This is a genomic window from Amycolatopsis sp. TNS106 (genome assembly GCF_019330265.1).
Classification (GTDB): Bacteria; Actinomycetota; Actinomycetes; order Mycobacteriales; family Pseudonocardiaceae; genus Amycolatopsis; species Amycolatopsis lurida.
Genome location: NZ_CP024972.1, coordinates 7,931,749 through 7,957,901 on the forward strand (window position 1 = coordinate 7,931,749; position 26,153 = coordinate 7,957,901).

The 26,153-nt window shown below is 68.0% G+C and carries 28 protein-coding genes; 23 read left to right on the forward strand and 5 right to left on the reverse strand.

What is annotated here, in order from left to right; genetic code table 11:
• Positions 1–41 precede the first annotated feature (41 nt).
• The 16 genes from prmC to CVV72_RS36770 all read left to right on the forward strand — a co-directional run bounded on the left by prmC (position 42) and on the right by CVV72_RS36770 (position 15,174).
• Complete coding sequence (gene prmC / locus CVV72_RS36695) at positions 42–908, forward strand: peptide chain release factor N(5)-glutamine methyltransferase (RefSeq protein WP_034308966.1); 867 nt, start codon at positions 42–44, stop codon at positions 906–908.
• A 190-nt stretch (positions 909–1,098) separates the two neighbouring features.
• Positions 1,099–3,084 (forward strand): M6 family metalloprotease domain-containing protein, encoded by a 1,986-nt coding sequence (locus CVV72_RS36700; protein WP_219148840.1) that lies wholly within the window; start codon positions 1,099–1,101, stop codon positions 3,082–3,084.
• A gap of 214 nt (positions 3,085–3,298) precedes the next feature.
• Positions 3,299–3,949, forward strand: a complete 651-nt coding sequence (locus CVV72_RS36705; RefSeq protein WP_034308962.1) for an L-threonylcarbamoyladenylate synthase — start codon at positions 3,299–3,301, stop codon at positions 3,947–3,949.
• 73 nt (positions 3,950–4,022) lie between these two features.
• Entirely contained in the window at positions 4,023–5,174 is a 1,152-nt protein-coding gene (locus CVV72_RS36710; RefSeq protein ID WP_219148842.1) for a glycosyltransferase family 4 protein, read from the forward strand.
• A 56-nt stretch (positions 5,175–5,230) separates the two neighbouring features.
• Positions 5,231–5,686 (forward strand): hypothetical protein, encoded by a 456-nt coding sequence (locus tag CVV72_RS36715; RefSeq protein WP_219148843.1) that lies wholly within the window; start codon positions 5,231–5,233, stop codon positions 5,684–5,686.
• 379 nt (positions 5,687–6,065) lie between these two features.
• Complete coding sequence (gene atpB, locus CVV72_RS36720; RefSeq protein WP_034308955.1) at positions 6,066–6,860, forward strand: F0F1 ATP synthase subunit A; 795 nt, start codon at positions 6,066–6,068, stop codon at positions 6,858–6,860.
• 59 nt (positions 6,861–6,919) lie between these two features.
• Complete coding sequence (locus CVV72_RS36725; protein ID WP_219148845.1) at positions 6,920–7,174, forward strand: ATP F0F1 synthase subunit C; 255 nt, start codon at positions 6,920–6,922, stop codon at positions 7,172–7,174.
• Between the two features lie 33 nt (positions 7,175–7,207).
• Entirely contained in the window at positions 7,208–7,774 is a 567-nt protein-coding gene (locus tag CVV72_RS36730) for a F0F1 ATP synthase subunit B (protein ID WP_219148848.1), read from the forward strand.
• A gap of 6 nt (positions 7,775–7,780) precedes the next feature.
• Positions 7,781–8,602: a F0F1 ATP synthase subunit delta gene (locus CVV72_RS36735; protein ID WP_219148850.1), complete on the forward strand. Its 822-nt coding sequence runs from the start codon at positions 7,781–7,783 to the stop codon at positions 8,600–8,602.
• A 53-nt stretch (positions 8,603–8,655) separates the two neighbouring features.
• Positions 8,656–10,293 carry a F0F1 ATP synthase subunit alpha gene (atpA, locus tag CVV72_RS36740; RefSeq protein ID WP_219148852.1) on the forward strand — a complete coding sequence of 546 codons (1,638 nt, stop codon included), beginning with the start codon at positions 8,656–8,658 and terminating at the stop codon, positions 10,291–10,293.
• Between the two features lie 11 nt (positions 10,294–10,304).
• A complete protein-coding gene (locus CVV72_RS36745) occupies positions 10,305–11,243 on the forward strand; it encodes a F0F1 ATP synthase subunit gamma (protein WP_007028326.1) in 939 nt (312 codons plus the stop codon).
• Positions 11,243–12,667, forward strand: coding sequence for a F0F1 ATP synthase subunit beta (gene atpD / locus CVV72_RS36750; RefSeq protein WP_007028325.1), 1,425 nt, complete (start codon positions 11,243–11,245; stop codon positions 12,665–12,667). The genes CVV72_RS36745 and atpD overlap by 1 nt, the downstream gene beginning before the upstream one ends.
• 114 nt (positions 12,668–12,781) lie before the next feature.
• Complete coding sequence (locus tag CVV72_RS36755; RefSeq protein WP_034309272.1) at positions 12,782–13,147, forward strand: F0F1 ATP synthase subunit epsilon; 366 nt, start codon at positions 12,782–12,784, stop codon at positions 13,145–13,147.
• Positions 13,148–13,172: 25 nt separating this feature from the next.
• Positions 13,173–13,607 (forward strand): DUF2550 domain-containing protein, encoded by a 435-nt coding sequence (locus CVV72_RS36760; RefSeq protein ID WP_034308936.1) that lies wholly within the window; start codon positions 13,173–13,175, stop codon positions 13,605–13,607.
• A gap of 96 nt (positions 13,608–13,703) precedes the next feature.
• Positions 13,704–14,939, forward strand: coding sequence for a 3-phosphoshikimate 1-carboxyvinyltransferase (aroA, locus tag CVV72_RS36765; RefSeq protein WP_219148853.1), 1,236 nt, complete (start codon positions 13,704–13,706; stop codon positions 14,937–14,939).
• An 82-nt stretch (positions 14,940–15,021) separates the two neighbouring features.
• Positions 15,022–15,174 carry a hypothetical protein gene (locus CVV72_RS36770; RefSeq protein ID WP_233611475.1) on the forward strand — a complete coding sequence of 51 codons (153 nt, stop codon included), beginning with the start codon at positions 15,022–15,024 and terminating at the stop codon, positions 15,172–15,174.
• 75 nt (positions 15,175–15,249) lie between these two features.
• Here CVV72_RS36770 and CVV72_RS36775 read toward each other — a convergent pair whose 3' ends face one another.
• Positions 15,250–15,822: a cob(I)yrinic acid a,c-diamide adenosyltransferase gene (locus tag CVV72_RS36775; RefSeq protein WP_219148855.1), complete on the reverse strand. Its 573-nt coding sequence runs from the start codon at positions 15,820–15,822 to the stop codon at positions 15,250–15,252.
• Positions 15,823–15,883: 61 nt separating this feature from the next.
• Here CVV72_RS36775 and murA point away from each other — a divergent pair, with 61 nt between their 5' ends.
• Positions 15,884–17,158, forward strand: coding sequence for a UDP-N-acetylglucosamine 1-carboxyvinyltransferase (gene murA, locus CVV72_RS36780; protein ID WP_192743220.1), 1,275 nt, complete (start codon positions 15,884–15,886; stop codon positions 17,156–17,158).
• 63 nt (positions 17,159–17,221) lie between these two features.
• Here murA and CVV72_RS36785 read toward each other — a convergent pair whose 3' ends face one another.
• From CVV72_RS36785 to CVV72_RS36800, 4 genes are all read right to left on the reverse strand, one after another.
• Positions 17,222–18,094 (reverse strand): trypsin-like serine protease, encoded by an 873-nt coding sequence (locus tag CVV72_RS36785; protein WP_219148857.1) that lies wholly within the window; start codon positions 18,092–18,094, stop codon positions 17,222–17,224.
• Between the two features lie 77 nt (positions 18,095–18,171).
• Entirely contained in the window at positions 18,172–18,843 is a 672-nt protein-coding gene (locus CVV72_RS36790) for an LPXTG cell wall anchor domain-containing protein (RefSeq protein WP_255632379.1), read from the reverse strand.
• A 61-nt stretch (positions 18,844–18,904) separates the two neighbouring features.
• Positions 18,905–19,525, reverse strand: coding sequence for a LysE family translocator (locus tag CVV72_RS36795; protein ID WP_219148859.1), 621 nt, complete (start codon positions 19,523–19,525; stop codon positions 18,905–18,907).
• Positions 19,522–20,148 carry a LysE family translocator gene (locus CVV72_RS36800; RefSeq protein WP_219148862.1) on the reverse strand — a complete coding sequence of 209 codons (627 nt, stop codon included), beginning with the start codon at positions 20,146–20,148 and terminating at the stop codon, positions 19,522–19,524. The genes CVV72_RS36795 and CVV72_RS36800 overlap by 4 nt, the downstream gene beginning before the upstream one ends.
• Positions 20,149–20,302: 154 nt before the next feature.
• Between CVV72_RS36800 and CVV72_RS36805 the strand changes: the two genes are divergently transcribed.
• From CVV72_RS36805 to ehuD, 6 genes are all read left to right on the forward strand, one after another.
• Entirely contained in the window at positions 20,303–20,857 is a 555-nt protein-coding gene (locus CVV72_RS36805; RefSeq protein WP_219148863.1) for a hypothetical protein, read from the forward strand.
• 120 nt (positions 20,858–20,977) lie between these two features.
• Positions 20,978–21,604: a hypothetical protein gene (locus CVV72_RS36810; RefSeq protein WP_219148865.1), complete on the forward strand. Its 627-nt coding sequence runs from the start codon at positions 20,978–20,980 to the stop codon at positions 21,602–21,604.
• Between the two features lie 187 nt (positions 21,605–21,791).
• Entirely contained in the window at positions 21,792–23,771 is a 1,980-nt protein-coding gene (locus CVV72_RS36815) for a protein meaA (protein WP_255632816.1), read from the forward strand.
• A 118-nt stretch (positions 23,772–23,889) separates the two neighbouring features.
• A complete protein-coding gene (gene ehuB, locus CVV72_RS36820) occupies positions 23,890–24,783 on the forward strand; it encodes an ectoine/hydroxyectoine ABC transporter substrate-binding protein EhuB (RefSeq protein WP_219148868.1) in 894 nt (297 codons plus the stop codon).
• Between the two features lie 13 nt (positions 24,784–24,796).
• Entirely contained in the window at positions 24,797–25,492 is a 696-nt protein-coding gene (gene ehuC / locus CVV72_RS36825; protein ID WP_219148870.1) for an ectoine/hydroxyectoine ABC transporter permease subunit EhuC, read from the forward strand.
• Complete coding sequence (gene ehuD, locus CVV72_RS36830) at positions 25,492–26,148, forward strand: ectoine/hydroxyectoine ABC transporter permease subunit EhuD (protein WP_219148872.1); 657 nt, start codon at positions 25,492–25,494, stop codon at positions 26,146–26,148. Before ehuC ends, ehuD begins: the two co-directional genes overlap by 1 nt.
• The last annotated feature ends 5 nt before the right edge of the window (positions 26,149–26,153 follow it).

A 26,153-nucleotide genomic window follows, 5' to 3' on the forward strand; every position in this document is an offset into this window, starting at 1 on the left:
CGTGCCTCGTGTGTCAGGCTTGACTCTGTGAAGGAACACCAGTGAACCGGCAGCCGTTGCGCCTCGCCATCATGGAAGCGACCCGCATCCTCACCGAGGCCGGTGTGGCGTCACCGCGTTCGGACGCGGAACTGATCGCCTCCCATGTCCTCGGCGTCGAACGCGGCCGCCTGCCGATGGTGCCGCTGGTGGACCCGCCCGTCATCGACGCGATCGGCCAGCTGGTGAACCAGCGGGCCAAACGGATCCCGTTGCAGTACCTCACCGGTTGGGCCGCGCTCGGCGACATCACGGTCAACGTCGGCGCCGGGGTGTTCGTCCCCCGGCCGGAGACCGAACTGCTCCTGGAATGGGGCCTCAAACTGCTGCACGGGCGCGAGTACCCGGTGGTGGTCGACCTGTGCACGGGATCGGGTGCGCTGGCGCTGGCCGTGCAGCACGCTCGGCCGGACGCCGTCGTCTACGCGGTCGACATCGACGCGCAGGCGCTCGCGTGGGCCCGGCACAACGCGGACGTCCACGCCGACGCGGGAGACACGCCCATCCGCCTGTACTCCGGCGACGTCGCGGACAGCACGATGTTCGCCGAACTCGACGGGCTCGTCGACCTGGTCCTGTGCAACCCGCCGTACGTCCCCGAAGGCACCCCTGTGCCGACGGAGGTCGCGGAGCACGACCCGCCCCGGGCGGTGTTCGCGGAAGAGAGCGGGCTGGCGGTGATCCGGCACGCGATCGCGGCGGCCGCGCGCCTGCTGCGGCCGACCGGCGGGATGGCGATCGAGCACGACGACACGCACGGCTCCGCCGTCCCGGCGCTCGTGCGGGCGCGACGGGTGCTCACCGACGTCCAGGGGCACCTCGATCTCGCCGGACGGCCGCGCTTCGTCACAGCCTTGCGGGTCTCCTGAACCTTGCGTTTAGTCATCCGGATGCGGTACTTGCACGCGCAACTACCGCATCCGGATGACGAAACGCGGAAGGGGCGTTGGGCCGATAGTTAGCGAGACTCACGACTTCCGGCGGTGCCCACGGCAAAGCCCACCTCCTAACGTCGATCACGGCCGCCTCATCGGCGGTCCGACTGGGAGGTGTACCCCGATGCGATCGTCTCTCCGACGAGCCCCACTCAGAACACTCGCCGTCCTCGCCACCGCCGCGCTGTTGCCGGGTCTGGTCGCCCAACCCGCGTCCGCCGCGGCGCCGGTGAAAGGCTGGCCCGCCCCGATCGACGGGTCGACCTGGGAGAACCAGGACCACATGACGTGGGACGACTACCGCAAGCCGCCCGGCACCAACTGGGCCGATCCTTCGCTGAAGCCGACGAAGCGGACGTTCAAGGGCGCCGTGGTGCTCGCGGACTACCCGGATCAGGAGTTCGCGGTCACGCAACCGGCGCATTCGACCGTGTTCGGCAACCCCGGGCCCGCTGCCAGCGACATCCCCCGCGCGAACGTCGCGAAGTTCTACCAGGACTTCCTCAACAAACCGCAGGCGCTGAACCAGGGCCACACCATCAACGAGTACTGGATGGAGGACTCCGGCGGCAGGATGGGCGTCGACCTGACCGCGTTCGGGCCGTACCGCCTGCCCGGCAAGTCCTTCGAATACGGCATGGAGTTCCAGCCCGACGCCTGTCCGCCGGGCGCCAACTGCAAGCGTGACCTCCGCGCGGACGCGGGGGCCGCCTGGCAGGCGGACGTCGGTGACGTGTCCAAGCAGTTCGACTTCGTCTTCTATCTCTCCGCCGGTCAGGACGAGAGCGCGACCTGGCAGGAATTCGGCGTGATGAAGTTCGGCGAGCCGGGGAACGTGCCCGACGAATTCGGCCCCGGTGTCGCGGGAATGCCGAACGCCGCGTCCACCCGGTACGTCCCGTGGACGTCGTGGAAATCGGCGGCGAGTATCTGGCCGAACGCGGTCACCGGTTCCTCGACCCAGGCCGAGAGCTCGGGCCAGGCGGTCTACGCGCACGAATTGAGCCATATTCTCGGTATCGGCGACAATTACAACAACCCCTTCGGCACGCCGCCGTCCAGGACCTACACCGGGCCGTGGGAGATGATGTCGCGCGGCAGCTTCAACGGTCCCGGCGGACCGCACACGCGCTGGCAGATCCCGGCGACGCAGGGTGGCTCGATGGGTTCGCACCACATGCTGCGCACCAAGATGAAGCTCGACATCATCGACCCCGAAGACGTGCTGAAGCTCGACCGGAAGCAGCTCGCCGAGACCGGACCGGTTTCGGCGAGGATCACGGCGCGCTCGGTCCTTCCGGGACAGGGCGCCTACAGTGGGATCAACATCGCGCTGACCGGTGGGGACCTTTCGCCGAAATGCGACCGGTCGAAGGATCCGTTCTGCGACGGCGGCGGATACCACAATTACACCGTCGAGGTCGTCGACCGGATGGGCAGCGATTCCTTCGCGCCCGATTCCGGGGTCATCATCGCGAAGACGAAGAACCAGGACAACGCGCCGTTCGAATGGATCGTCGACGCGAATCCGGCCGACATCGGCATGACCGACTACAAGAAACCGGACGGCACCGCGGTGCCGATCACGATCGGCGACTACCGCCAGCTCAACGACGCGGCGTTCAAGGCGGGCACCGGTTCCGCGAGCAAGTACGAGTACACCGACGAGGCGAACAGGCTGAAGTTCCTCGTCTCGGACGTCGAGCGCGACCGCAAGGGTGTGCTGTCCTACGTCGTCACGGTGGCTTCGCTCGACGGCGCGGGTTCGCGGGCCAGGGGTGTTTCGCTGTGGCCGTCGGCCCCGGCGTTCGCCAAGCAGGGGCTCGCGAGCTGCTCGTTCCCGGTGCTCAACACCGGTGACGCGAAGGGCGCGGCGGCGCCGTTCAACACCGACACCTACCGCCTGAGCGCGTCCACCAACGCCAAGGGCTGGGAGGTGCGGCTGCCGAACGAGCTGTCCACCGTTCCGTTCGGCGGGCGGTCTTCGGCGACGGCGCACGCCAAACGGGCCGCGGGAGGTGACCACGTCGCGCATATCAAGCTGACCGCGACGTCGATCGCGGATCCGGCGAAGACGGCGACGTCGTTCTGCACGGCTTTCGCCTTCTGACAGGAGCTATGGCGCGGGCCGGGTGGACAGCTGCCGGATTTGGCCGCTGCTGACCGCGGACTACGCGGTAGTACGTGAAGGCCCCCTTCACTGCGCTAGACGCAATGAAGGGGGCCTTCACGTACTTCAGGGCGAGCACGAGCGGCGGCTTCGCCGGATCACGCGTGTCGTCCGGTCAGTCACGAGAGATCGGGCAGCGCTAGGCTCAAGAGCCATGAGCGCGGTGTACGACTGCAGCAAGCACGAATCCCGGGCCGACGGCCTCGCCGCGGCGGCGAGCGCCGTGCGTTCCAGCCGTCTCGTCGTCCTCCCGACGGACACGGTCTACGGCATCGGCGCGGACGCCTTCGACGGCGGCGCCGTCCAGTCCCTCCTCCGGGCCAAGAACCGCGGCCCGGACATGCCGGTCGGCGTGCTGGTCGGCTCCTGGTCCACTGTGGATGGACTCGTGCTCGGCACGCCGCCGCAGGCCCGGGCGCTCATGGAGGCCTTCTGGCCCGGCGACCTCTCCATCGTCCTCCCGCACGCGCCGAGCCTGCAGTGGGATCTGGGGCAGTCACGCGGAACGGTGATGCTGCGGATGCCGCTGCACCCGGTCGCGCTGGAACTGCTGCGCGACGTCGGCCCGATGGCCGTCTCGAGCGCCAACGTCTCCGGGCAGCCGCCCGCCTCCACCGCGCAGGAGGCCGTCGATCAGCTCGGCGACAGCGTCGCGGTGTACCTCGACGGCGGCTCCACCGGGGAGCCCGTCCCGTCCACGATGGTCGATCTCACCGGCGACGACCCGGTCATCCTGCGGGAGGGCGCGGTCAGCCGGGCCGCGGTCGCGGAAGTACTGGGCGTGCCCGCGGAGTCACTCGCCTAGGACCGTGTCCGGGCGCATCCCCCCAGCGCGGTAGCGTGTTCGAGTGACTTGGACCTCGGCGGCGTAACGCATCATGCCTCCTACGCAAGGCCTCCCGATCCGGGAGTACATCCTCGTCGCCCTCACCGCGGCGGCCGTGACCTTCCTGCTCACCGGCGTCGTGCGCCGGGTCGCGATCCGGATCGGCGCGATCGCCAACCCGCGGGCCCGCGACGTCCACGTCACCCCGATCCCGCGGATGGGCGGGATCGGGATCTTCCTCGGCGTCGCCGCCGCGATGGGGCTCGCGCACCAGCTGCCCGCGCTGAGCCGCGGTTTCGACTTCTCCTTCGATTCGCTGGGCGTCCTGCTCGCCGCGGGCGTGATCTCCCTGATCGGCGCCCTCGACGACCGGTTCGAGCTGGACGCCTGGACGAAACTGGCGGGCCAGGTCATGTGCGCCGGGATCCTGGTGATCTTCGGTGTGCAGTGGGTGTCGTTCTGGGTGCCGTGGGGCGGTGGTGGCGAGTCGTTCGGCCAGGTGCTGGTGCTGGACAAGAACCAGGGCGCGCTGCTGACCGTCGTGCTGGTGGTCGTCATGGTCAACGCGATGAACTTCGTCGACGGCCTGGACGGGCTCGCCGGCGGCCTCGGCTTCATCGCCGCCGCGGCGACGTGCTCCTTCTCCCTCGGCCTGCTCGACTCCTCGGGTGGCGACGTCGGCGCGTACCCGCCCGCCCTCATCGCCGCCACGCTCGCCGGGGCCTGTCTCGGCTTCCTGCCGTACAACTTCCAGCCCGCGAAGATCTTCATGGGCGACTCGGGTTCGATGATGATCGGTCTCATGCTGGCGGGCGCGACGACGTCCGCGTCGGGCCGCGTGCCGTACCCGCAGTTCAGCGGCAAGGACGCGCTCGCGCTGCTCTCGCCGCTCGTCGTGGTCGCCGCGGTGCTGTTCGTGCCGATGCTCGACCTGATCATGGCGGTCATCCGCCGCACCCGTCGCGGGGAGAGCCCGTTCGCCGCGGACAAGATGCACCTGCACCACCGCCTGCTGGAGATCGGCCACTCCCAGCGTCGCGCGGTGCTGCTCATCTACTTGTGGGCCGGCCTGCTCGCGTTCGGCGCCGTTTCGGTCACGCTGTTCGACAGCGCGGCGGTCTTCTGGATCGTCGGTTTCGGCTTCCTGCTGGCGACCTTGGTGTCGATCGTGCCCAGGCTGCGATCGCGGAACCGGACCGTTTGAACGCCGCGAGCGGCGCGGGCCTACACTGGCGGGCTGAGACGACCAGGGAGTTTTCTGTGAGCGAGACCGAGAAGACCGTCGAGGCGGAGGAGAACCCTCACGCCAAGGTGGTCCTGCAGGCGGCCAACGCGATGACGAAGGCTTCCCTGAAGCTGGTTCCGCCCGCGGTGCTGGTGTGCATCGTGGTCTTCACCATCCTCAATGGACTGCCGGGCCTGTTCGGCTCGGTCCTCGGTGGCGTGCTCGCCCTCGTGTCCGCTCTCGCGACGCTGGGCCTGATGCGCTTCAGCGCGGGCATGGACCCGATGTTCGTGATGGTGATCGCTCTCGGTGGTTACGTGCTCAAGATCGTCCTCTTGTTCGGGGCGCTGACCCTGCTCCGCGGGGTGAGCTCGATCCACCCGATGGCCTTGGGCGTCACCATGATCGTCGCGATCCTCGTGGCCGCCGCGGTGGAGTTCGCGGCCTTCCGCAAGACCAAGATCCCGACGATCATCCCCGCTTCCCGCTGATCCCGGGACCGAGGTCCTGACCTGGGGCGGGACCTAGGTCCTCGGCCGATCGGGGGCAATGTAGTACGCCTGTACGGCCCGGCGGTACCCCCTGATATGGTCCGCGTATGGGCGGCGGCCTCGGTCGCCGGCTCCTGATGACGAACCCCGAACAGCAGTGTGGCGACGGCGTTGAATCGTCCCCTCTTACCCGCTGGTAGGCGTCTGTCTCCCGGGAGCACTGCATCGAGAATCCTCGTGTGCGGAACGTGAAGCCGTGTTCAGCACATCGTGGGGTGGCCGCCTCCGACGGCCCGATACGTGTCGGGTACGTTAAGTCCAGATCGTGACGATTCCCCCGGCGGAGTGAACGCCGGCCGGGAGAACCGGAAGGAGCCCAGTGGGCGCGCTGGTACTAGCCGAGGGTGCGGAGTTCGCGCCGCCTGGTGTCAAAGACTTCAACCTGCCGCCGTTGTTCGGTTCCGGCTGGTTTGCTTTCACCAAGCCGATGCTGCTGGTGGTCATCTCCCTGATCATCATCGTCACCTACTTCATGGTGACGTCGCGCCGCCTCAAGGTCGTCCCCGGCAAGGGACAGTTCATCGCCGAAAGCATCTACAACTTCGGCCGCAACAACATCGCGCGTGAGCAGATCGGATCGGCCGACTTCAAGCCGTTCATTCCGCTGATCCTGGGGCTGTTCAGCTTTGTGCTGGTGAACAACCTGTTCGGGATCATCCCGTTCTTCCAGTTCCCGACGATGGCACGGATCGGCTTCCCGGTCGCCCTCGCGTTCCTTGTCGTTTACCCGGTGTACCACTACGTCGGGTTCAAGCGCCACGGTTTCAAGGGTTACCTGAAGAAGGAACTGGCGCCGGCGGGTATTCCCGGATTCGTTCTGCCGCTGTACTCCACCATCGAGTTCGCGCAGAAGTTCTTCATCGCGCCGGCCACGCTGGCCATCCGAGTTTTCGCGGCGATGTTCGCCGGGCACCTGATCATCATGGTCTTCACGCTCGGCGGGAGCTTCCTGCTGACCGAGGGCGAAGGACTCGTGAAGGTCGCGTCACCGGTGGCATTCCTCTTCGCCATCGCGATGACCTTCCTGGAAGCATTCATCCAGGTCCTGCAGGCATTCATTTTCGCACTGCTGTCCGCAGGGTACATCGGCGCCGCGCTGGCGTCGGAGCACTGAGAACACCAAAGCCCCCGATCCGCGTGAGTCGCGCGGACCGAGTTTGAAGGGAAACGCACGTGAGCAACATCGTTCTTGCGCAGCAGGCTGCCGAGGCTGTCAACCTCAACAAGGGTCTCGCGGCCATCGGTTACGGCCTCGGCGCGATCGGCCCCGGTATCGGTGTGGGTCTGATCTTCGCGGCCGTCATCAACGGCACCGCCCGTCAGCCGGAGGCCCAGGGCAAGCTGCAGAGCATCGCCTTCTCCACCTTCGTGCTCACCGAGGTGCTCGCGCTGATCGGTATCGTCATCTACTTCCTCGCCTCCGCCTAGGGCTGAGTTCCGCTCATCGCTTAAGGAGACGTTGTGCTGAAGACCGAATTGGTGTTGGCCGCCGAAGAGGTGCCCAACCCGATCGTGCCGCACGTTCCCGAGCTCATCCTCGGGTTCATCGCCTTCCTTCTGCTGCTGTTCGTTCTGAAGAAGTACGTCGTTCCGCGTTTCGAAGCGACCTACGAAGAGCGGACCAAGCTGATCGAGGGTGGCATCGAGCGGGCCGAGAAGGCTCAGGCCGAAGCCGAAGAAAACCTTGCGCAGTACAAGGCGCAGCTGGCCGAAGCCCGTTCCGAGGCCGCGAAGATCCGCGACGACGCCCGGCTCGAAGCCGAGCAGATCAAGGCGGAGCTGCGGGCCGAGGCGGAGTCCGAGTCCCAGCGCATCGTCGCCCAGGGTCAGGCTCAGCTGCAGGCCCAGAAGGCGCAGATCATCGCCGAACTGCGCGCCGAACTCGGCCGTAACTCCGTCGAGCTGGCCAGCCGCATCGTCGGCGAGTCGCTCGCGGACGACGCGCGCCGTCACGGCACCGTGGACCGGTTCCTGGCCGAATTGGAGACCGCAGGTACCAACGGTGCCGGTCTCGGAGCGGGGAAGTAGACCAGAATGACGCTGCATGCTGCGAGCCGTGAAGCGCTCGACCTCGCCGAGAAGCGTCTCGGCGAGGTTCTGGCCGCCGCGGGTACCGACCCGGCGACGGTCGGCGACGAGTTGCTTTCGGTCGTCGCCCTGCTGGACCGGGAGATCGGCCTGCGCCGGGCCGTCGCCGACGGTTCCGCCACGCCCGAAGCCCGGATCGGCCTCGCTCGCGGGATCCTCGCGGGCAAGGTTTCCGAGCCGGCCCTGCAGGTGCTCGACTCCGTGGCTGGCAGCCGCTGGTCGAGCCCGCGCGAACTGACCGACGGGCTCGAGGCCCTCGGCCGCTCGGCGCTGCTCACCAGTGCGGAGAAGTCCGGGAACATCGACGCTGTCGAAGACCAGCTGTTCCGGGTCACTCGTATCGTTGCGGGTGCACCGGAGCTCGAACAGGCCTTGTCCGACCTGACCGCTCCCGCCGAGGCGAAGCGGACCCTCGTCCGCACCCTGTTCGCCGACAAGGTGGACGTGGTCACCAAGACCCTCGTCGAGCAGGTCGTCCTGCGCGCCAAGGGCCGCGGGGTCGCCAACGCCCTCGAGCGGCTGGTCCAGCTGGCCGCGGAACGCCGTCAGCGCTCGGTCGCCCAGGTGACCAGCGCCAGCGCGCTGTCCGACGAGCAGCACGCTCGGCTGAGCGAGAAGCTCAACGCCCTGTACGGGCGGCAGCTCGCGCTGCACGTCGAGGTCGACCCGTCACTGGGCGGCGGACTCGTGGTCCGCGTCGGCGACGAGGTCATCGACGGCAGTACCGCGGGGCGCATCGACGCCCTGCGTCGCCGGTTGGCTGGCTGACCCACAACAACGACTTTGCACACTGGCACGAACGAAGCGAGAGCGGGATTGAAATGGCGGAGCTGACGATCTCCTCGGATGAGATCCGTAGCGCGATCGAGAACTACGTCTCGAGTTACGCCCCGGACGTGAGCCGGGAAGAAGTTGGCGTCGTCATCGACGCCGGTGACGGCATCGCCCACGTCGAGGGCCTTCCCTCGGCGATGGCCAACGAGCTGCTCGAGTTCCCCGGCGGGGTCCTCGGGGTGGCGCTGAACCTGGACGCGCGCTCCATCGGTGCCGCGATCCTCGGTGACTTCGAGACCGTCGTCGAAGGCCAGGAAGTCAAGCGGACCGGTCAGGTCCTCTCGGTTCCGGTCGGCGAGGGCTACCTCGGCCGGGTCGTGAACCCGCTGGGCGCCCCGATCGACGGCCTCGGCGAGATCGAGACCACCGACCGCCGCCCGCTGGAGGTCAAGGCCGCTTCGGTGGTCGAGCGCCAGCCGGTGTCGGAGCCGCTGCAGACCGGTATCACCGCCATCGACGCGATGACCCCGATCGGCCGTGGCCAGCGTCAGCTGATCATCGGTGACCGCAAGACCGGTAAGACGGCCGTCGCGGTGGACACGATCATCAACCAGAAGGCCAACTGGGACTCCGGCGACCCGAAGAAGCAGGTTCGCTGCATCTACGTCGCGGTCGGCCAGAAGGGCTCCACGATCGCCGCGGTCAAGAAGTCCCTCGAGGACGCCGGCGCGATGGAGTACACCACCATCGTCGCGGCCCCCGCGTCGGACTCCGCCGGCTTCAAGTGGATCGCGCCGTACACCGGCTCGGCCATCGGCCAGCACTGGATGTACGAGGGTAAGCACGTCCTCATCGTGTTCGACGACCTGACCAAGCAGGCCGACGCCTACCGCGCGATCTCGCTGCTGCTGCGTCGCCCGCCGGGCCGTGAAGCCTTCCCCGGCGACGTCTTCTACTTGCACTCCCGTCTCCTCGAGCGTTGCGCGAAGCTCTCGGACGAGCTGGGCGCGGGCTCGCTGACCGGTCTCCCGATCATCGAGACCAAGGCGAACGACGTGTCGGCCTACATCCCGACCAACGTCATCTCGATCACCGACGGTCAGTGCTTCTTCCAGTCGGACCTGTTCAACGCCGGTCAGCGCCCGGCCATCGACGTGGGTATCTCGGTCTCCCGCGTGGGTGGTGCCGCGCAGGTCAAGGCGATGAAGTCGGTTTCGGGTTCGCTCCGTATCGACCTGTCGCAGTACCGCGAGCTGGAGGCCTTCGCGGCCTTCGCCTCGGACCTCGACGACGCGTCGAAGGCGCAGCTCGAGCGTGGTGCCCGTCTGTACGAGGTGCTCAAGCAGCCGCAGTACTCGCCGATCCCGGTCGAGGAGCAGGTCGTCACGGTGTACCTGGGCACCAACGGGCACTACGACTCGGTCCCGACCGAGGACGTGCGCCGCTTCAACCACGAGTTCATCGACTCCGCGCGCCGCAAGCACGGCGAGCTCCTCAAGGACATCCGCGAGTCGGGCAAGTTCTCCGACGAGACCGCTTCCGGGCTGGTCGACGCGGTGAACGAGTTCAAGAAGGAGTTCACCACCGCCGAGGGCAAGAGCCTCGTCGAGGTCTCCGACGCGATGGACGCCGAGAAGGTCGGGCAGGAGACCGTCAAGGTCAACAAGCCCGCCCCGAAGAAGTGAGCTGATAGCTCATGGCCGCACAACTCCGAGAACTCCGGTCGCGTATCAAGGCGACCAAGTCCATCGGCAAGATCACCAAGGCGATGGAGCTCATCGCCACCGCGCGCATCACCAAGGCGCGGGCGAAGGTCGCGGCGTCCCGGCCCTACTCGGACGAGATCACGAACGTGCTCTCGGCCCTGGCCGGCGCCTCGGCCAACCTCGACCACCCGCTGTTGGTCGAGCGCCCCAACCCGAAGCGCGCGGCGGTCCTCGTGATCACCAGCGACAAGGGCCAGTGCGGTGGGTACAACTCCAACGTGCTGAAGGCGACCGAGGAGCTCCTCACGCTGCTGCGTGAGCAGGGCAAGGAGCCGGTGCTGTACGTGACCGGCAACAAGGGCCTGAGCTACTACCGGTTCCGCGGCCGTGAGGTGACCGAAAGCTGGACGGGCTTCTCCGACCAGCCCGGTTACGTCAACGCCGCCGAGGCCGGTGAGCTGATCGTCGAGTCGTTCCTGAACGGCGCCGACGACGAGGCGGGCAACGCCGACGGCATCCTGGGTGTCGACGAGATCCACGTCGTCTACACCGAGTTCGTCTCGATGCTCACCCAGCGTCCGACCGCCAAGCGCGTCGCGCCGCTCGAGGTCGAGTACACCGAGGGCGAAGAGGAGAAGCCGGAAAGCCTGCTCCCGAGCTACGAGTTCGAGCCCAGCGCCGAAAAGCTGCTCGCCGCGTTGCTGCCGAAGTACATCAACACGCGGATCTTCGCGGCGATGCTCGAGTCGGCCGCGTCCGAACTCGCGGCGCGCCGCACCGCGATGAAGGCGGCGTCGGACAACGCGAACGAACTGGTGAACACGCTGACGCGGGAGGCGAACCAGGCCCGCCAGGCGCAGATCACCCAGGAGATCTCCGAAATCGTCGGTGGGGCGAACGCTCTCACCGCAGCAGGAAGTGATGACTGATGACCAGTACTGAAGCCCGTGCCAAGGGGCGCATCGTCTCGGTGACCGGCCCGGTCGTCGACGTCGAATTCCCGCGCGGTTCCGTCCCCGACCAGTTCAACGCGCTCAAGGTCGAGATCGAGTTCGAGCAGCTCCGCAAGACGGTGACGCTCGAGGTCGCCAGCCACCTCGGTGACAACCTCGTCCGCACCATTTCGCTCCAGCCGCAGGACGGCCTCGTCCGTGGCGCCGAGGTCACCGACACCGGCGGCCCCATCACCGTGCCGGTCGGCGACAAGGTCAAGGGCCACGTCTACAACGCGCTCGGCGAGTGCCTCGACGAGCCCGGCTACGGCGACGACCTCGAGCGCTGGGGCATCCACCGCAACCCGCCGTCCTTCGACCAGCTCGAAGGCAAGACGGAGATGCTGGAGACCGGCCTCAAGGTCGTCGACCTGCTGACCCCGTACGTGCAGGGTGGCAAGATCGGCCTGTTCGGCGGTGCCGGCGTCGGCAAGACGGTGCTCATCAAGGAGATGATCACCCGTGTCGCCCGGAACTTCGGTGGTACCTCGGTGTTCGCCGGTGTCGGCGAGCGCACCCGTGAGGGCAACGACCTCTTCCTGGAGATGTCCGAGGACGGCGTCATCAACGACACCGCCCTCGTCTTCGGCCAGATGGACGAGCCGCCGGGCACCCGTATGCGGGTCGCGCTGTCCGCGCTGACCATGGCGGAGTACTTCCGCGATGTGCAGAACCAGGACGTGCTGCTCTTCATCGACAACATCTTCCGGTTCACCCAGGCCGGTTCCGAGGTTTCGACCCTGCTGGGCCGCATGCCTTCGGCCGTGGGTTACCAGCCGACGCTGGCGGACGAGATGGGTCAGCTCCAGGAGCGGATCACCTCGACCCGTGGTCGTTCGATCACCTCGATGCAGGCGATCTACGTCCCCGCGGACGACTACACCGACCCGGCCCCGGCGACGACGTTCGCCCACCTGGACGCCACCACCGAGCTTTCGCGGTCGGTGTTCCAGAAGGGCATCTTCCCGGCGGTGGACCCGCTGGCGTCGACGTCGACCATTCTCGACCCGGCCATCGTCGGTGAGGACCACTACCGCGTGGCCTCCGAGGTCATCCGGATCCTGCAGAAGTACAAGGAGCTGCAGGACATCATCGCGATCCTCGGTATGGACGAGCTCTCGGAAGAGGACAAGCTGACCGTTCAGCGCGCGCGCCGCATCGAGCGGTTCCTGTCGCAGAACATGCTGGTCGCCGAGGCGTTCACGCAGATCCCGGGCTCGACCGTGCCGCTGTCGGAGACCATCGAGTCGTTCGACCGCATCACCAAGGGCGACTTCGACCACTACCCGGAGCAGGCGTTCCTGGGTATCGGTGGCCTCGAAGACCTCGAGAAGAAGTACAAGGAAATCACCAAGAAGTGATGTTCCGATGAGCGGCGGGATCAGTGTCTACTGTGGACGCTGGTCCCGTCGTTCGCATACCGGGATCATTGACTATTACACTCGGTGCCAGCACCTGAGGTGAAGGGAAGCTACGTGGCTGAGATTTCTGTCGAGCTGGTAGCCGTCGAGCGCCGTCTGTGGTCCGGCACCGCCACGTTCGTGGTGGCGCAGACCACCGAGGGCGAGATCGGCATCATGGCCGGTCACGAGCCGGTCCTCGGCCAGCTCGTCGAGGGTGGCGTCGTGAAGGTGACGACCACGGACGGCGAGACCGTGACCGCCGCGGTGCACGGCGGGTTCCTGTCGGTCACCGCGACCGGCGTGAGCATCCTCGCGGAGAGCGCGGAGCTTTCGCACGAGATCGACGTCGACGCGGCCAAGAAGGCGCTGACCGGCGAAGACGAGCAAGAGCGGGCTAGGGCGACCGCCCAGCTTCGCGCGGCCGGTCAGTCAGTCTGATCGGGCGAAGGACAGGGGCCGGGCCGTGGAAATCGCCGTGGGTGTTCTCGGGGCCCTGACCATCCTGGCCGTCGTCGTGGCCTGGTATTCGTTGCGGTGGGTCCGGATGCGCCGCGGTGGTGGCGTGAGTGTCGCCCTGCGGTGGCGTCCGGACGAGGCGCGGTCCAGCTGGCATCTGGGGCTGGGCCGCTACGAGGGCGACGAGTTCGTCTGGTTCCGGGTGTGGAGCCTGCGGACCGGCCCGGACCGGGTCTTCCAGCGGGCGAGTATGGAGATCGCGGACCGGCGCGATCCCTCCGGCACGGAGGCGTACGCCGTCCCCGAAGGCGCGATCGTCCTGCGGTGTGAGTCCGCCACCCAGGAGGCGATCGAGATCGCGATGGGTCCCGGTGCCCTCACCGGCTTTCTTTCCTGGCTCGAATCGGCCCCACCCGGGCGCCGCCTCCCGCGCGCTTCCTGAGTTACGCCCTCAAGCACGCGAGTTACGCCCTCAAGCACGCGAGTCGCGCGTCCAAGCACGCGAGTTCGCCGTTCGCGCACGCCGTATGCTCACGCCGTGACCATCGTCGACATCCCCGGTTCGAAGTCGATCACCGCCCGAGGCCTGTTCCTCGCGGCCGCCGCCCACGGGACGACCGTGCTGGGCAGGCCACTGCGTTCGGATGACTCCGAGGGCTTCGCCGAAGGCCTCCTCAAGCTCGGCTACCAGGTCTCCCGCACTGACGGCGAGTGGACCATCGAAGGCAGGCCCGAGGGCCCCGCCGTCGACAGCGCCGACGTCTTCTGCCGCGACGGCGCCACCACCGCGCGTTTCCTGCCCGCGCTGGCCGCCGCCGGGCACGGCACCTTCCGCTTCGACGCCTCCGAGCAGATGCGCGCCCGCCCGCTGGGCCCGCTGACCGACGCGTTGCTGGAGCTGGGCGTCGACCTCACCTTCGAAGGCGCGCCGGGACACCATCCGCTGGTCGTGCGGGGCGACGGCATCAAGGGCGGGGAGCTGACGCTGGACGCTGGGCTGTCGTCACAGTTCCTGACCGCGTTGTTGCTGGTCGGGCCGCTGACCGCCGAGGGGCTGCGGATCACCGTGACCGACCTCGTTTCGGTGCCCTACGTCGAGATCACCATCGCGATGATGCGGCGCTTCGGCGTCGAGGTCGTCCGGGACGGCGACACGTTCGTCGTGCCGCCCACGCCGTACCGGGCTTGCCGCTACGAGATCGAGCCCGACGCTTCGACGTCCAGTTACTTCTTCGCGGCCGCCGCGCTGACCGGCAACTCGGTGACCGTGCCGGGCTTGGGTGACGGTGCCCTGCAAGGAGATCTGGCCTTCGTCGAGGTCCTGCGGCAGATGGGCGCGGACGTCCAGGTGGGCCCGGACGCCGTGACCGTGACCGGGACGGGCGGGCTGCGCGGCGTCACCGTGAACATGCGCGACATCTCCGACACCGTGCCGACGCTCGCGGCCATCGCGCCGTTCGCGGACGGGCCGGTGCGGATCGAGGCCGTCTACAACACGCGGATCAAGGAATGCGACCGGCTCGCGGCGTGCGAGGAGAACCTGCGCGCGATGGGTGTTCCGGTCGAGACGGGGCGGGACTGGATCGAGATCCAGCCGGGGGTGCCGACGGGGACGCTGGTGAAGTGCCGCCGGGACCACCGGATCGCGATGGCGTTCAGCGTCACGGGGCTGCGGACGCCGGGGATCACGCTGGACGACCCGGGTTGCGTGAAGAAGACCTTCCCCGGCTTCCACGACGCCCTCGCCGCGCTTCGGGCCTCCTGGGGACTCTGAATACGTCAGAGGAAAACATGGGATCATCACGAAGCGGCATTTCTACCGGGTTCCCGACGTGATCCACGTCTATTCTCGGCCTATGACTCAGAGCGAGGACGCGAACCGCTGGAGCCACCTTCCCGAGTCCGTGTCCCTGGAGGACACGATCACGATGAAGGCGATCGACCCGGGCAAGGACGGCACGCCCGAAGTCGACCTCGAGCGCTATTGGGCAGCACGGGAACAGGGCTGAACTCCTACTCATCACGCGATTCGGCACCTGGTCGCGGTCGTTGCGAAGACCGCCACCAGGTGCCGAATCGCGTTGTCAGGAGGCGCCGCCGGGCTGCCACAGGATGTCGCCGTCCGGATTCGCCAGCCGCGACAGGATGAACAGCAGGTCCGAGAGCCGGTTCAGGTACTTGATCGCCAGCTGGTTCGTCGCGGCCTGCTCGGCCTCGAAAAGCGCCCAGCCGGAACGCTCCGCCCGCCGCGCGACCGTGCGGGCCTGATGCAGGAACGCCGCACCCGGGGTACCACCCGGCAGGATGAACGACGTCAGCTTCGGCACCCGCTCGTTGAACTCGTCGCACCAGCCTTCGAGCCGCTCGATGTACCGCTCGGTGATGCGCAGCGGTTCGTACGGCGGGTTCTCCACGATGGGCGCGCACAGATCCGCGCCGACGTCGAAGAGATCGTTCTGGACCGCACGCAGCACCTGCGCGATTTCCTCGGAGAGACCGCCCATCGCGAGCGCGAGCCCGATGACGGAGTTGGCTTCGTCGACGTCGGCGTACGCACCCAGCCGTGGCGAGGTCTTCGGCACGCGGGAGCCGTCGCCGAGCGCCGTGGTGCCGTTGTCGCCGACCTTCGTGTACACGCGGTTGATGCGAACGACCATGAAGCCGACTCTACCGGCCCGGCGTAAGGCAAATCCGGGCGAGAGGGCATGATTGGCGCCCATGAGCGAGCACTTCGACGTGCACGGCGGAGCACGGCTGGTCGGCGAGGTCGACGTGGTCGGGGCCAAGAACAGCGTCCTGAAACTGATGGCCGCGGCCCTGCTGGCCGAGGGTACGACGACCATCACGAACTGCCCCCAGATCCTGGACGTCCCGCTGATGGGCGACGTCCTGCGCAGTGTCGGTTGCGACGTCGTCATCGACGGCGACACCGCCAAGATCACCACTCCGGCCGAGCTGTCGCACCGCGCCGATTCGGCCGCGATGGGCAAGCTGCGCGCGTCGGTGTGCGTGCTGGGTCCGCTGGTCGGACGGCTCAAGCAGGCCGTCGTCGCGCTGCCGGGCGGCGACGCCATCGGTTCCCGTCCGCTGGACATGCACCAGAACGGCCTGCGCAAGCTGGGTGCCACCAGCACCATCGAGCACGGCTGTGTCGTGGCGAAGGCCGACGGGCTGCGCGGCGCGCAGATCTGGCTGGACTTCCCGAGCGTCGGCGCGACCGAGAACATCCTGATGGCCGCCGTGCTCGCCGAGGGCACCACGGTCATCGACAACGCCGCGCGCGAGCCCGAGATCGTCGACATCTGCACGATGCTGACCGAGATGGGCGCGAAGGTCGAAGGCGCGGGCACCTCGACCCTCACCGTCGAGGGCGTCGAGAAGCTGCACCCCACCGAGCACCGCGTGATCGGCGACCGGATCGTCGGCGCGACCTGGGCGTTCGCCGCCGCGATGACCAGGGGCGACCTGACCGTCCGCGGCGTCAACCCGCACTACCTCGACCTGGTCCTCGACAAGCTCCGCCTGGCGGGCGCCGAGGTCGAGACGTTCGACGGCGAAGGGTTCCGCATCGTCCAGAACGAGCGCCCGAAGGCCGTCGACTGGGTGACGCTGCCGTACCCCGGTTTCGCGACCGACCTGCAGCCGTTCGCGGTGGCGCTGTCGGCGGTTTCCGAAGGCACGTCGATGATCACGGAGAACATCTACGAGGCCCGGTTCCGGTTCATCGAAGAGATGATGCGGCTTTCCGGCGACGCGCGCACCGATGGCCACCACGCCGTCGTGCGTGGCGTGGAGAAGCTCTCGAGCGCCCCGGTGTGGGCCGCCGACATCCGGGCCGGCGCCGGGCTGGTGCTGGCCGGTCTCTGCGCGGACGGCGTCACCGAGGTCTGGGACGTCTTCCACATCGACCGCGGTTACCCGCACTTCGTGGAGAACCTGAACCGGCTCGGTGCCCGGATCGAGCGCGTGGCCGGCGAACCCGACCGGGCCTGATCGAACGCGCGTGAAGGCCCCCTTCACTCGGCTCAGCCGAGTGAAGGGGGCCTTCACGCGTGCTCAGGGCAGGGCGACGAACGGCGCGAGGAAGTCACGCGACGTCGGCGAGTCCAGCCGGTAGGTGACGTTGGTGGCGTAGCAGGGCCCGTCGCCGGTGATGGTCGTCGACACCAGGACACGCTTGCCGCCGATGGTGGCGAAGTTCGGTCCGCCGGAGTCGCCGTAGCAGGCGCCGCCGTTGCCCTGGGGTGCCGTCATCGCCAGCCGCACCCACGTGTCGTTCAGCGCGTTGAAGGTGACCGGCGCCTTCATCCGGACCCCGCCGCCCGGATGCGTGTGCCCGCCCGGCCCGTTCACGGCTTCCTGCGTGCCGTAGCCGGCGACCACGAACGGCGTCGAGTTCAGCGACTGCGGCCCGAGCGCGTCGAGCTGGCCGGCGCCCGGCAACGTGGCGGGAGTGAAGGTCCAGCGCGCGGCGATCTGTTTCGCGGGCACCTGGACGACGGCGATGTCGTGCGAGTCGGCCGAGTTTCCGGGGTATCCGGGCTCGTTGTGCGCGACCCCTTCCACGGCGACGGCCTTGGCGATCGCCGCCGGGTCGCCGGGGTACTTCTTCGCCGCCGCGTCGAGGCCCGCTTGCACGTCATGGTCGAGTGAGACGAAGAACCGCACGTTGGCGGGCCAATCGCTGGTGCAGTGCGCGGCGGTGAGGAAGGTGTCGGCGTCGACCATCGTGCCGGAGCACACCCAGTCGACCCGGTCGGGCGTGGCGGGGTCGCCGTCGTTGTCCCAGGTCGCGACGAGGGCACCGACTTCGGTGCGCTCCGGTGCGGGCGTGGCGTTGTAGGAGTTGATCGCGGGCGCGGCGGTGGCACCGCCCAGCAGCAGGGCGGCGGCCATCGCCGCGACGGTGGCGGCGGGGGTGAATCTCACGAACGGCCTCCTCGTCTCGTGCTTCTGGAGACGGGATTCAACGTGGTGGGCGCCCGAAAGTCATCCGCCGAAAGTAGTCACGCGTCCCTGCGCCGCCGGGTCCCCGCGTACAGCGCGGCACCCGCGGCCAGCGACCCCAGCCCGGTCAGCAGCACGGGTTCGAGATCGAAACCGGTCTTGGCCAGCGAAGAGGGGCTCGCCACCGCGCCGACCGCGGTGCCGGTGCGAGGCGCGACGGCCGCGGCGGGGGCCGCCGCCACCGGCACGACCGCGGGGCGTACGACCTCGCCGTGCGATCCCCCGGGCGGGGGAGGCTCGACCGGCGGCTTCGTGGCGGGCGGTGTCCGGTCCGGCACGCAGGCGGTGTGCGCGGGATTGCCGCGCCCGACGCCGTGGTTGCGGTCGCATTCGTAGCCCGCGTTGGCGTCTGAGCCGCCGGGCAGCTGTCCGGGCGGGTTCTTGTTGTCGGCCTTGCCGACGCAACCGGCGCAGGGTTTGCCGGCGGCCACACCGCCGCCGTTGCCGTTGGCGGACGGCGAACCGTCCCGTGTGGAGTCGTAGGGGCCGTGCTTGTTGGCACCGTGCCCGGAGAAGTCCGCTTTGGACGGCGGTTGCGGTTTGGTGGTGTCCTTGGCGTGTCCGGGAGGAGCGCCACCGTTGCCGCGTTCGCCGGCGTCGGCGGGTCCCGCGCCGAGGAGGAGCAGGGAGAAGGCGGCTCCGGCGAGAACGCCGTAGGTCTTCTTGTTCATCGAAGCCTCCTAAGGTCGCGCCATTGCGACAACTGGAGTATCGCGTGAACGACCGAAGGGGTTACTCGAACACGAGAGCGGCGCCGAAACCGATCAGTGCGGTGCCGGTGACGCCGTCGAGCGCGCGCCGGACCTTGCGGCGTTCCAGCCAGGCCCGCACGCGGTGCACGAAGAACAACAGCAGAAGCTGGGCGACGGTGCCCGCCGCCGCGATCGTGTAGGCCAGCAGCAGGGCGTCACCGGTGCCGGTGACGCCAGGGGTCAGGAACTGCGGCAGCACCGACAGGTACAGGACGAGGACCTTCGGATTGGTGAAGTTGGAGAGGAAACCCTCCCGCCAGCGGCGGAATCCGCTCCGGGCGGCGGCGGTCTCGGCGAGCAGGCCGTAGTCGCCGCGGAAGGCGCCGATCAGGGCCCGGACGCCGAGGTAGCAGAGGTAGGCCGCGCCCGCCCATTTCACGGCCTCGAACACCGGCCGCGAGTTCATGATGACCGCGCCGAGGCCGAGCGCCGCCGCGGTCGCCTGCGCGAGATTCGCGACGCCGATGCCGAAACAGGCCCAGCCGCCACCGCGGACACCGCCGGACAGCGCGTTCTTCAGCACCACCATGTTGTCCGGTCCCGGGACGAGCGCCAGCGCCAGCATCATCAGCGCGAAACCGCCGTAGACACCCCAGGTCATGATTCGAGCACCAGAGCGGCGCCGAAACCGACCAGCGCGGTCCCGGTGACGCCGTCGAGCGCGCGCCGGACCTTGCGGCGTTCCAGCCAGGCCCGCACGCGGTGCACGAAGAACAGCAGCGTCAGCAGCCAGACCGCGCCCAGCACCGCGACGGTGTAGGCGAGCAGCAGCGCGTGCCACGCCGACGTCGTCACGGGATCGAGGAACTGGGGCAGCACCGAGAGGTACAGCACGAGCACCTTCGGGTTGGTGATGTTGGAAAGGAAGCCCTCGCGGAAGCGGCGGAACCCGCTCGACCGCTGCTGCTTCACCGCCGCGACACCGGAATAGTCACCTCGCCACGCGCCTCGCAACGCCTGGAAACCGAGGAAGACCAGGTACGCGGCACCGACCCATTTGAGCGTCACGAACACCGGCTGCGATTGCGCGATGACGACGCCGAGGCCGAGCGCGGCGGCGGTGCCCTGGACGGCGTTGGCCACGAAGATCCCGGCCGTGGCGAGGAAACCGCCGCGGGTGCCGCCGGAGAGCGAGTTCTTGAGCATCACCATCGTGTCCGGCCCCGGCGCGAGGACGATCAGGACGACGATGACCAGATAGCTGCTGTACGAACTCCATGTCACGCTTACCCACGCTAGACGCCGGGTGCGGGCCGAGTCTCGCGGATTTCGGTCACAGTCCCGGGCGCGGCCGAAGGCGGACAGGTCCGTTCGGCCCGGCACCGCACCGACGATCGGACACTGTCGCCCGCCTCGCGGACGGGTAGTGTGGCGTGGCATGCACGAGGGGCAGATCGACCTCCTTCCAGGCGAACGGGTCATCTGGGCCGGGCAGCCGGTGCGCAGGCCCCTCTTCAATCCCGGCGACTACTTCAACGTCCCCGTCGGCCTGCTCTGGCTCGGCGGTGTCACGCTCTTCTTCGCCGGCAACCACGACACGGCGTTCCACACGGTCGCGTGGATCGTGCTCACCGCCGCGGGCGTGGTCCATCTCGCCGGCAGGCCGCTGATCCGCTATCTCAGGCTCGCCTCGACCACGTACGCGGTGACGGACGGCCGCGTCATCGAGACCAGTTCGCTGTTCCGCCGCAAGGAGGAGTCCGTGGCGCTGGCCGAACTGGCGGATCCCGTCGTCACCCCTGGGCCCGGCAAGACCGGGACGATCACGTTCGGCAGGCTCGGGGTGCTGGCGTGGGCGTCGGCGAACTACGGCGCCGGGCAGGGCAAGGACCGGAAGGCCCCGGTCATCCTCGTGGGGGTCAGCGAAGTCGGCAAGGTGCGCGAGAAGCTGGCGAAAGCCGTCGAAGAGGCGCGGCACCGCCGAAATCCGTAGTCGACGGCCACAACACTTCCACAACATTTCCCGGTGGTCCCGCAGGCGAATCTCTCCTCGCCGGTCCGGAACCGGATGCCCCGCCGGTCCGGAAAACGCGGATTCCGACAGGAGAGAGAAATGCGTAAACTCTTAGGGAGAACCTTCGCGCTTCTGGTCGCCGGAGGCCTTTCGCTCGTCATCGCACCCGCGACGGCGGAGGCGGCGACGCCCCCCAACTTCCGGGTCGGCATCCAGCTGGCCGACAACGGCGGCCGCGGCGGATTCGGGGTCGAGCAGTTCACCGGGTTCGCCAATTTCGGCAGCAGTGTTTCCCAGTGGGCCGGGGACAGCAACAACTTCGACCCCGACGGCGCCAGGATCGATCTCAACCCCGCGTTCGGCGGTGGTCTGCTGAACCAGGTCGACTTCCGGATCGGCGGGCAGGCTCGCGACGGCGGCAGGGAACTCGGTCCCGTCGCCTACACACCGTGGGCGAGCCAGGGGGGCGGCACGACCGATCTGATCACCGACAGCAACTCCTTCGACCCGGACCAGTATCGGCTGTTCCTGGAGACGCGCCCGCTGCCCGCCGGGGTCCAGATCAACGACCTGCGCCTGTCGATCCTGGCTGTCGACCGCGGCGAGCCCGAGGGCGTGCCCGCCTTCACCCGCTGGGCGAGCCAGGGCGGTGGGCAGAGTGACTTCGCACTGGACGCCAACGCCTTCGACCCGGACGGGTTCCGCATCGGACTCGAGGTCGTCTGATCCCGGTGCCCGGGTCCCGTGTCGTCCGCCCGGGGCCTGGGCATCTTCCAGCAGGAAAGAATGACCCGACTGTGTTCGATTCAACTGCGCGGCAGATGTTACCGGCCGGTACACTCAGGCGGTCGTCCAGCGCCGGAGGTGCACCGTGCCCTATCCCACGGACCGTGAACGGGACCGCCCCTGGGTGATGCGGACCTACGCGGGCCACTCGTCCGCGGCCGCGTCCAACGAGCTGTACCGCCGTAACCTCGCGAAGGGGCAGACCGGTCTTTCGGTCGCCTTCGACCTGCCGACGCAGACGGGCTACGACCCGGATCACCAGTTGTCCAAGGGCGAGGTCGGCAAGGTCGGTGTCCCGGTCTCGCATATCGGCGACATGCGGCGCCTCTTCGACGGCATCCCGCTCGCCGAGGCCAACACGTCGATGACGATCAACGCGCCCGCCATGTGGCTGCTGGCGCTCTACGTCTCCGTGGCGCGTGAGCAGGCCGAAGCCGAGGGCCGTGACGTGGACGAGGTGCTGGCCAAGCTCACCGGCACCACGCAGAACGACATCATCAAGGAATACCTCTCGCGCGGCACCTACATCTTCCCGCCGGGCCCGAGTCTCCGCCTGATCACCGACATGATCGCGTGGACCGTGCACCACGTGCCGAAGTGGAACCCGATCAACATCTGCAGCTATCACCTGCAGGAAGCCGGCGCGACGCCGACGCAAGAGGTCGCGTACGCGTTGTGCACCGCCATCGCCGTCCTCGACGCGGTCCGCGATTCCGGGCAGGTCGAACAGGCCGACATGGCCAAGGTGGTCGCGCGGATCTCGTTCTTCGTCAACGCCGGGGTGCGGTTCGTCGAAGAGATGTCGAAGATGCGCGCGTTCACCGCGCTGTGGGACGAGATCACCCGGGACCGTTACGGCGTAACGGATCCCAAGGCACGACGGCTGCGCTACGGCGTGCAGGTCAACTCGCTGGGCCTGACCGAGGCACAGCCGGAGAACAACGTCCAGCGCATCGTGCTGGAGATGCTCGCGGTCTCGCTTTCCCGTGGTGCCAGGGCCCGCGCGATCCAGCTGCCCGCGTGGAACGAGGCGCTCGGCCTGCCCCGGCCGTGGGACCAGCAGTGGGCGCTGCGGATGCAGCAGGTGCTCGCGTTCGAGACCGACTTGCTGGAGTACGAGGACATCTTCGACGGCTCGCACGTCATCCAGGCCAAGGTCGACGAGATCATGGCCGGCGCGCGCGAGGAGATCGCGCGCGTCCAGGATCTCGGCGGCGCCGTCGCGGCCGTCGAGAGCGGCTACATGAAGTCCCAGCTCGTCGCCTCGCTCGCGGAGTACCGGCGCGGTATGGAGAACGGTGAGCGGATCCTGGTCGGGGTCAACAAGTTCGAGACCACCGAGCCTTCGCCGTTGCAGGCCGAAGGGGCCAAGGCGATCGAAACGATCGACCCCGCCGTCGAAAAGCAGGCCGTCACCGCGATCGAGGAATGGCGGACGCGGCGCGACAACGCGGCCGCCGAGTCGGCGCTGGAGAACCTGAAGACCATCGCGAAGACGTCGGAGAACCTGTTCGAGGCCACGATCGACTGTGCCCGCGCCGGGGTCACCACCGGCGAATGGTCGGGCGCGCTGCGCGAGGTGTTCGGCGAATACCGCGCTCCCACCGGGGTTTCCGCGTCGGCGGCCGCGGGTGAGGGCAACGAGGAGATCCGCCGGGTCCGCGAGCGGATCAAGGCGACGAACATCGAAATCGGTGAGCGGCTGCGGATCCTGGTCGGCAAACCCGGCCTCGACGGCCACTCGAACGGTGCCGAGCAGGTGGCCGTGCGGGCGCGCGACGTCGGTTTCGAGGTGGTGTACCAGGGCATCCGGCTCACCCCGGAGCAGATCGTCGCGGCCGCCGTCCAGGAGGGCGTGCACGTCGTCGGGCTTTCGGTGCTCTCGGGTTCGCATCTCGAGGTCGTGCCGCAGGTGGTGGACGGCTTGCGGGCCGCGGGCGCGGGCGACATCCCGGTCATCGTCGGCGGTATCATCCCGCCCGACGACGAGAAGCTCCTGCTGGAGCGGGGGATCGCGAAGGTGTTCACGCCGAAGGACTACGAACTCACCGACATCATGGACGGAATTGTCGGATTGGTGCGGGAGCGCCACGGTCTGAGCACCTAAAGTCACCGTAAATCTCGGTCCCGTAACGGCGGGTGGTTCGTCACCCGCTCGCACTGCCCGCGCCAAGGTACCCACCTACGTTTCGATTAAAACCGATTAATCGAAAAGAGGTGCCGCGATGGTGCACGGCGAGTGGTCGAGGCGGGAGTTCTTCCGGCGGTCCGCGGTTCTGGGCGCGGTGACGATCGGCGGTCCGGTGCTGTTGTCCGCGTGCACGACGACGACTTCCGGGGACGCGTTGCAGGCGGCCAAGGACGCGAAGAAGATCAAGATCGGTATCGCGAACGAAGCACCGTACGGTTTCACGGACCAGAGCGGCCGGGTCACCGGTGAGGCGCCCGAGGTCGCCCGCGCCGTCTTCAAGGCCATGGGCATCGACAACGTGGACGCCGAAGCGGTCTCCTTCGACCAGTTGATCCCCGCGCTCAACGCCAGGAAGTACGACGTCGTCGCGGCGGGCATGAACATCAAGAAGGAGCGCTGCGACGCGGCGGCCTTCTCGATCCCCGACTACTCGGCGCTGACCGCTCTGCTGGTACCGAAGGGAAATCCGCAGCAAGTACTGAAGTTCGAGGACATCGCGGCCAAGAAGGTCAAGGTCGCCGTGCTCTCGGCGGCCGTGGAAAAGGGGTACGCCACCGACTCCGGTGTCGCCGAGGACCAGATCGTCACCCTCGATTCGCAGGACAACATGCTCCGCGCGGTCACCGACGGCCGGGTCTACTGCGCCGCGCTCACCGACATCTCGCTCAAGGACGTTCTGGCGAAGAGCCCCGGTGCGGCAGCCGAAGTCACGCCCGGCTTCGATCCGATCAAGGACGGCAAACCGGTCGTGTCCGCCGGTGCCTTCGTCTTCCGCAAGGACGACAACCCGCTGCGCGAGGCGTTCAACGCCGAACTCAAGAAGCTGCACGACAGCGGTGAATGGACGAGGATCGTGACACCGTTCGGATTCTCGGCGGACAACCTGCCGAAGGCCGACGTGACCACCGAGAAACTCTGCGCGGTGTGACGAGGCGGAACCCATGTCGTCGTCGGTATCGCATATCATCACGTCCGTCCTCAGTGGACTGACCGCGACCGTCACCGCGGCGCTCGGCGGGATCGCGCTCACCGTGGTGCTCTCGCTGGCCGCCGGGCTGGCGCTGAGGTCCCCGTCCCGGGCGGTGCGGGGTATTTCCCGGGTCTACGTCGAGATCTTCCGCGGCACCTCGGAAGTCGTCCAGCTGTTCTGGCTCTATTTCGTGCTTCCGGTGCTCGTCGGCCTCCAGCTGGTGCCGATGTTCGCCGGAATCCTGGTGCTGGGCCTCAATCACGGGGCCTACGGTGCGGAGATCGTCCGCGGCGCGGTGAACTCGGTGCCGCGTGCGCAGTTCGAGGGCGCCGTCGCGCTCAACCTGAGCCCGGTCCAGCGGATGCGGCGGGTGATCCTGCCGCAGGCGTTCGCGGAAATGCTGCCACCCTTCAACAATCTCTTCATCCAGTTGCTGAAGAGCACCGCGCTGCTGTCGTTCATCGGTGTCCCGGAGATGGCTCGCCAAGGTGAACTGCTGCGGCCGGTGTTCAGTGCCGAGATCGGCTGGATCTACGGCACCGAACTCGTGCTCTACCTCCTGCTCGCGCTGCTGATCACGAGCGGGATGCGGCTGCTGGAACGGCACGCCGCGCGGCGCCTCGGCCGGGCCCCGGCCAAGATGACGGCCACCGCGGGAGGTGTGTGATGGACTGGAGCTGGAAATCGGCCTTCGACTCGATTCCCCTGCTGCTGGAAGGGCTTCTCGTCACCGTCGAGATCACCCTGCTCGCCTCGGCGGTCGCGTACGTGCTCGGCCTGGTGTTCGCGTTGGTCCACCGCAGCGGGATTCCCGTGCTGTCCCAGGCGGTCCGGCTGTTCATCGAGTTCGTCCGCAGCACGCCGCTGCTGATCCAGGTGTTCGTTCTCTACTACGTGATCCAGCCGGTCGGCGGGATGACCCTGTCCCCGTTCGCCACCGGCGTCATCGCGCTCGGCGTGCATTACGCGACGTACGCGGCCGAGGTCTACCGCGCCGGGATCGAGGCCGTCCCGAAAGGACAGTGGGAGGCCGCGACCGCGCTGAACCTCCCGAGGTCACGGGTGTGGACCGCGGTCGTCCTGCCGCAAGCGGTGCCGCGGGTGCTGCCCGCGCTCGGCAACTACACGATCTCGATGTTCAAGGAAACCCCGTTGCTGCTGGCGATCGGCGTCGTCGACGTCCTGGCGAGGGCGAAGGAGGTCGGTGCCGACACGTTCCGCGTCGTCGAGCCGTACACCTTGGCCGGGGTGCTGTTCCTGCTGGTGAGCCTGCCGGCTTCGATTCTGGTGAGAAGGTTGGAGCGACGTGCCGCCCACAGTTGATTCCC

What these genes read in the sequence shown, in the direction of transcription:
- CVV72_RS36700 (WP_219148840.1), top strand. Translation starts at nt 1,099, where the DNA reads ATGCGATCGTCTCTCCGACGAGCCCCACTCAGAACACTCGCCGTCCTC.
- CVV72_RS36705 (WP_034308962.1), top strand. Translation starts at nt 3,299, where the DNA reads ATGAGCGCGGTGTACGACTGCAGCAAGCACGAATCCCGGGCCGACGGC.
- CVV72_RS36710 (WP_219148842.1), top strand. Translation starts at nt 4,023, where the DNA reads ATGCCTCCTACGCAAGGCCTCCCGATCCGGGAGTACATCCTCGTCGCC.
- CVV72_RS36735 (WP_219148850.1), top strand. Translation starts at nt 7,781, where the DNA reads ATGACGCTGCATGCTGCGAGCCGTGAAGCGCTCGACCTCGCCGAGAAG.
- atpA (WP_219148852.1), top strand. Translation starts at nt 8,656, where the DNA reads ATGGCGGAGCTGACGATCTCCTCGGATGAGATCCGTAGCGCGATCGAG.
- CVV72_RS36745 (WP_007028326.1), top strand. Translation starts at nt 10,305, where the DNA reads ATGGCCGCACAACTCCGAGAACTCCGGTCGCGTATCAAGGCGACCAAG.
- atpD (WP_007028325.1), top strand. Translation starts at nt 11,243, where the DNA reads ATGACCAGTACTGAAGCCCGTGCCAAGGGGCGCATCGTCTCGGTGACC.
- CVV72_RS36770 (WP_233611475.1), top strand. Translation starts at nt 15,022, where the DNA reads ATGACTCAGAGCGAGGACGCGAACCGCTGGAGCCACCTTCCCGAGTCC.
- CVV72_RS36775 (WP_219148855.1), bottom strand. Translation starts at nt 15,822, where the DNA reads ATGGTCGTTCGCATCAACCGCGTGTACACGAAGGTCGGCGACAACGGC.
- murA (WP_192743220.1), top strand. Translation starts at nt 15,884, where the DNA reads ATGAGCGAGCACTTCGACGTGCACGGCGGAGCACGGCTGGTCGGCGAG.
- CVV72_RS36790 (WP_255632379.1), bottom strand. Translation starts at nt 18,843, where the DNA reads ATGAACAAGAAGACCTACGGCGTTCTCGCCGGAGCCGCCTTCTCCCTG.
- CVV72_RS36795 (WP_219148859.1), bottom strand. Translation starts at nt 19,525, where the DNA reads ATGACCTGGGGTGTCTACGGCGGTTTCGCGCTGATGATGCTGGCGCTG.
- CVV72_RS36805 (WP_219148863.1), top strand. Translation starts at nt 20,303, where the DNA reads ATGCACGAGGGGCAGATCGACCTCCTTCCAGGCGAACGGGTCATCTGG.
- CVV72_RS36810 (WP_219148865.1), top strand. Translation starts at nt 20,978, where the DNA reads ATGCGTAAACTCTTAGGGAGAACCTTCGCGCTTCTGGTCGCCGGAGGC.
- CVV72_RS36815 (WP_255632816.1), top strand. Translation starts at nt 21,792, where the DNA reads ATGCGGACCTACGCGGGCCACTCGTCCGCGGCCGCGTCCAACGAGCTG.
- ehuB (WP_219148868.1), top strand. Translation starts at nt 23,890, where the DNA reads ATGGTGCACGGCGAGTGGTCGAGGCGGGAGTTCTTCCGGCGGTCCGCG.
- ehuC (WP_219148870.1), top strand. Translation starts at nt 24,797, where the DNA reads ATGTCGTCGTCGGTATCGCATATCATCACGTCCGTCCTCAGTGGACTG.
- ehuD (WP_219148872.1), top strand. Translation starts at nt 25,492, where the DNA reads ATGGACTGGAGCTGGAAATCGGCCTTCGACTCGATTCCCCTGCTGCTG.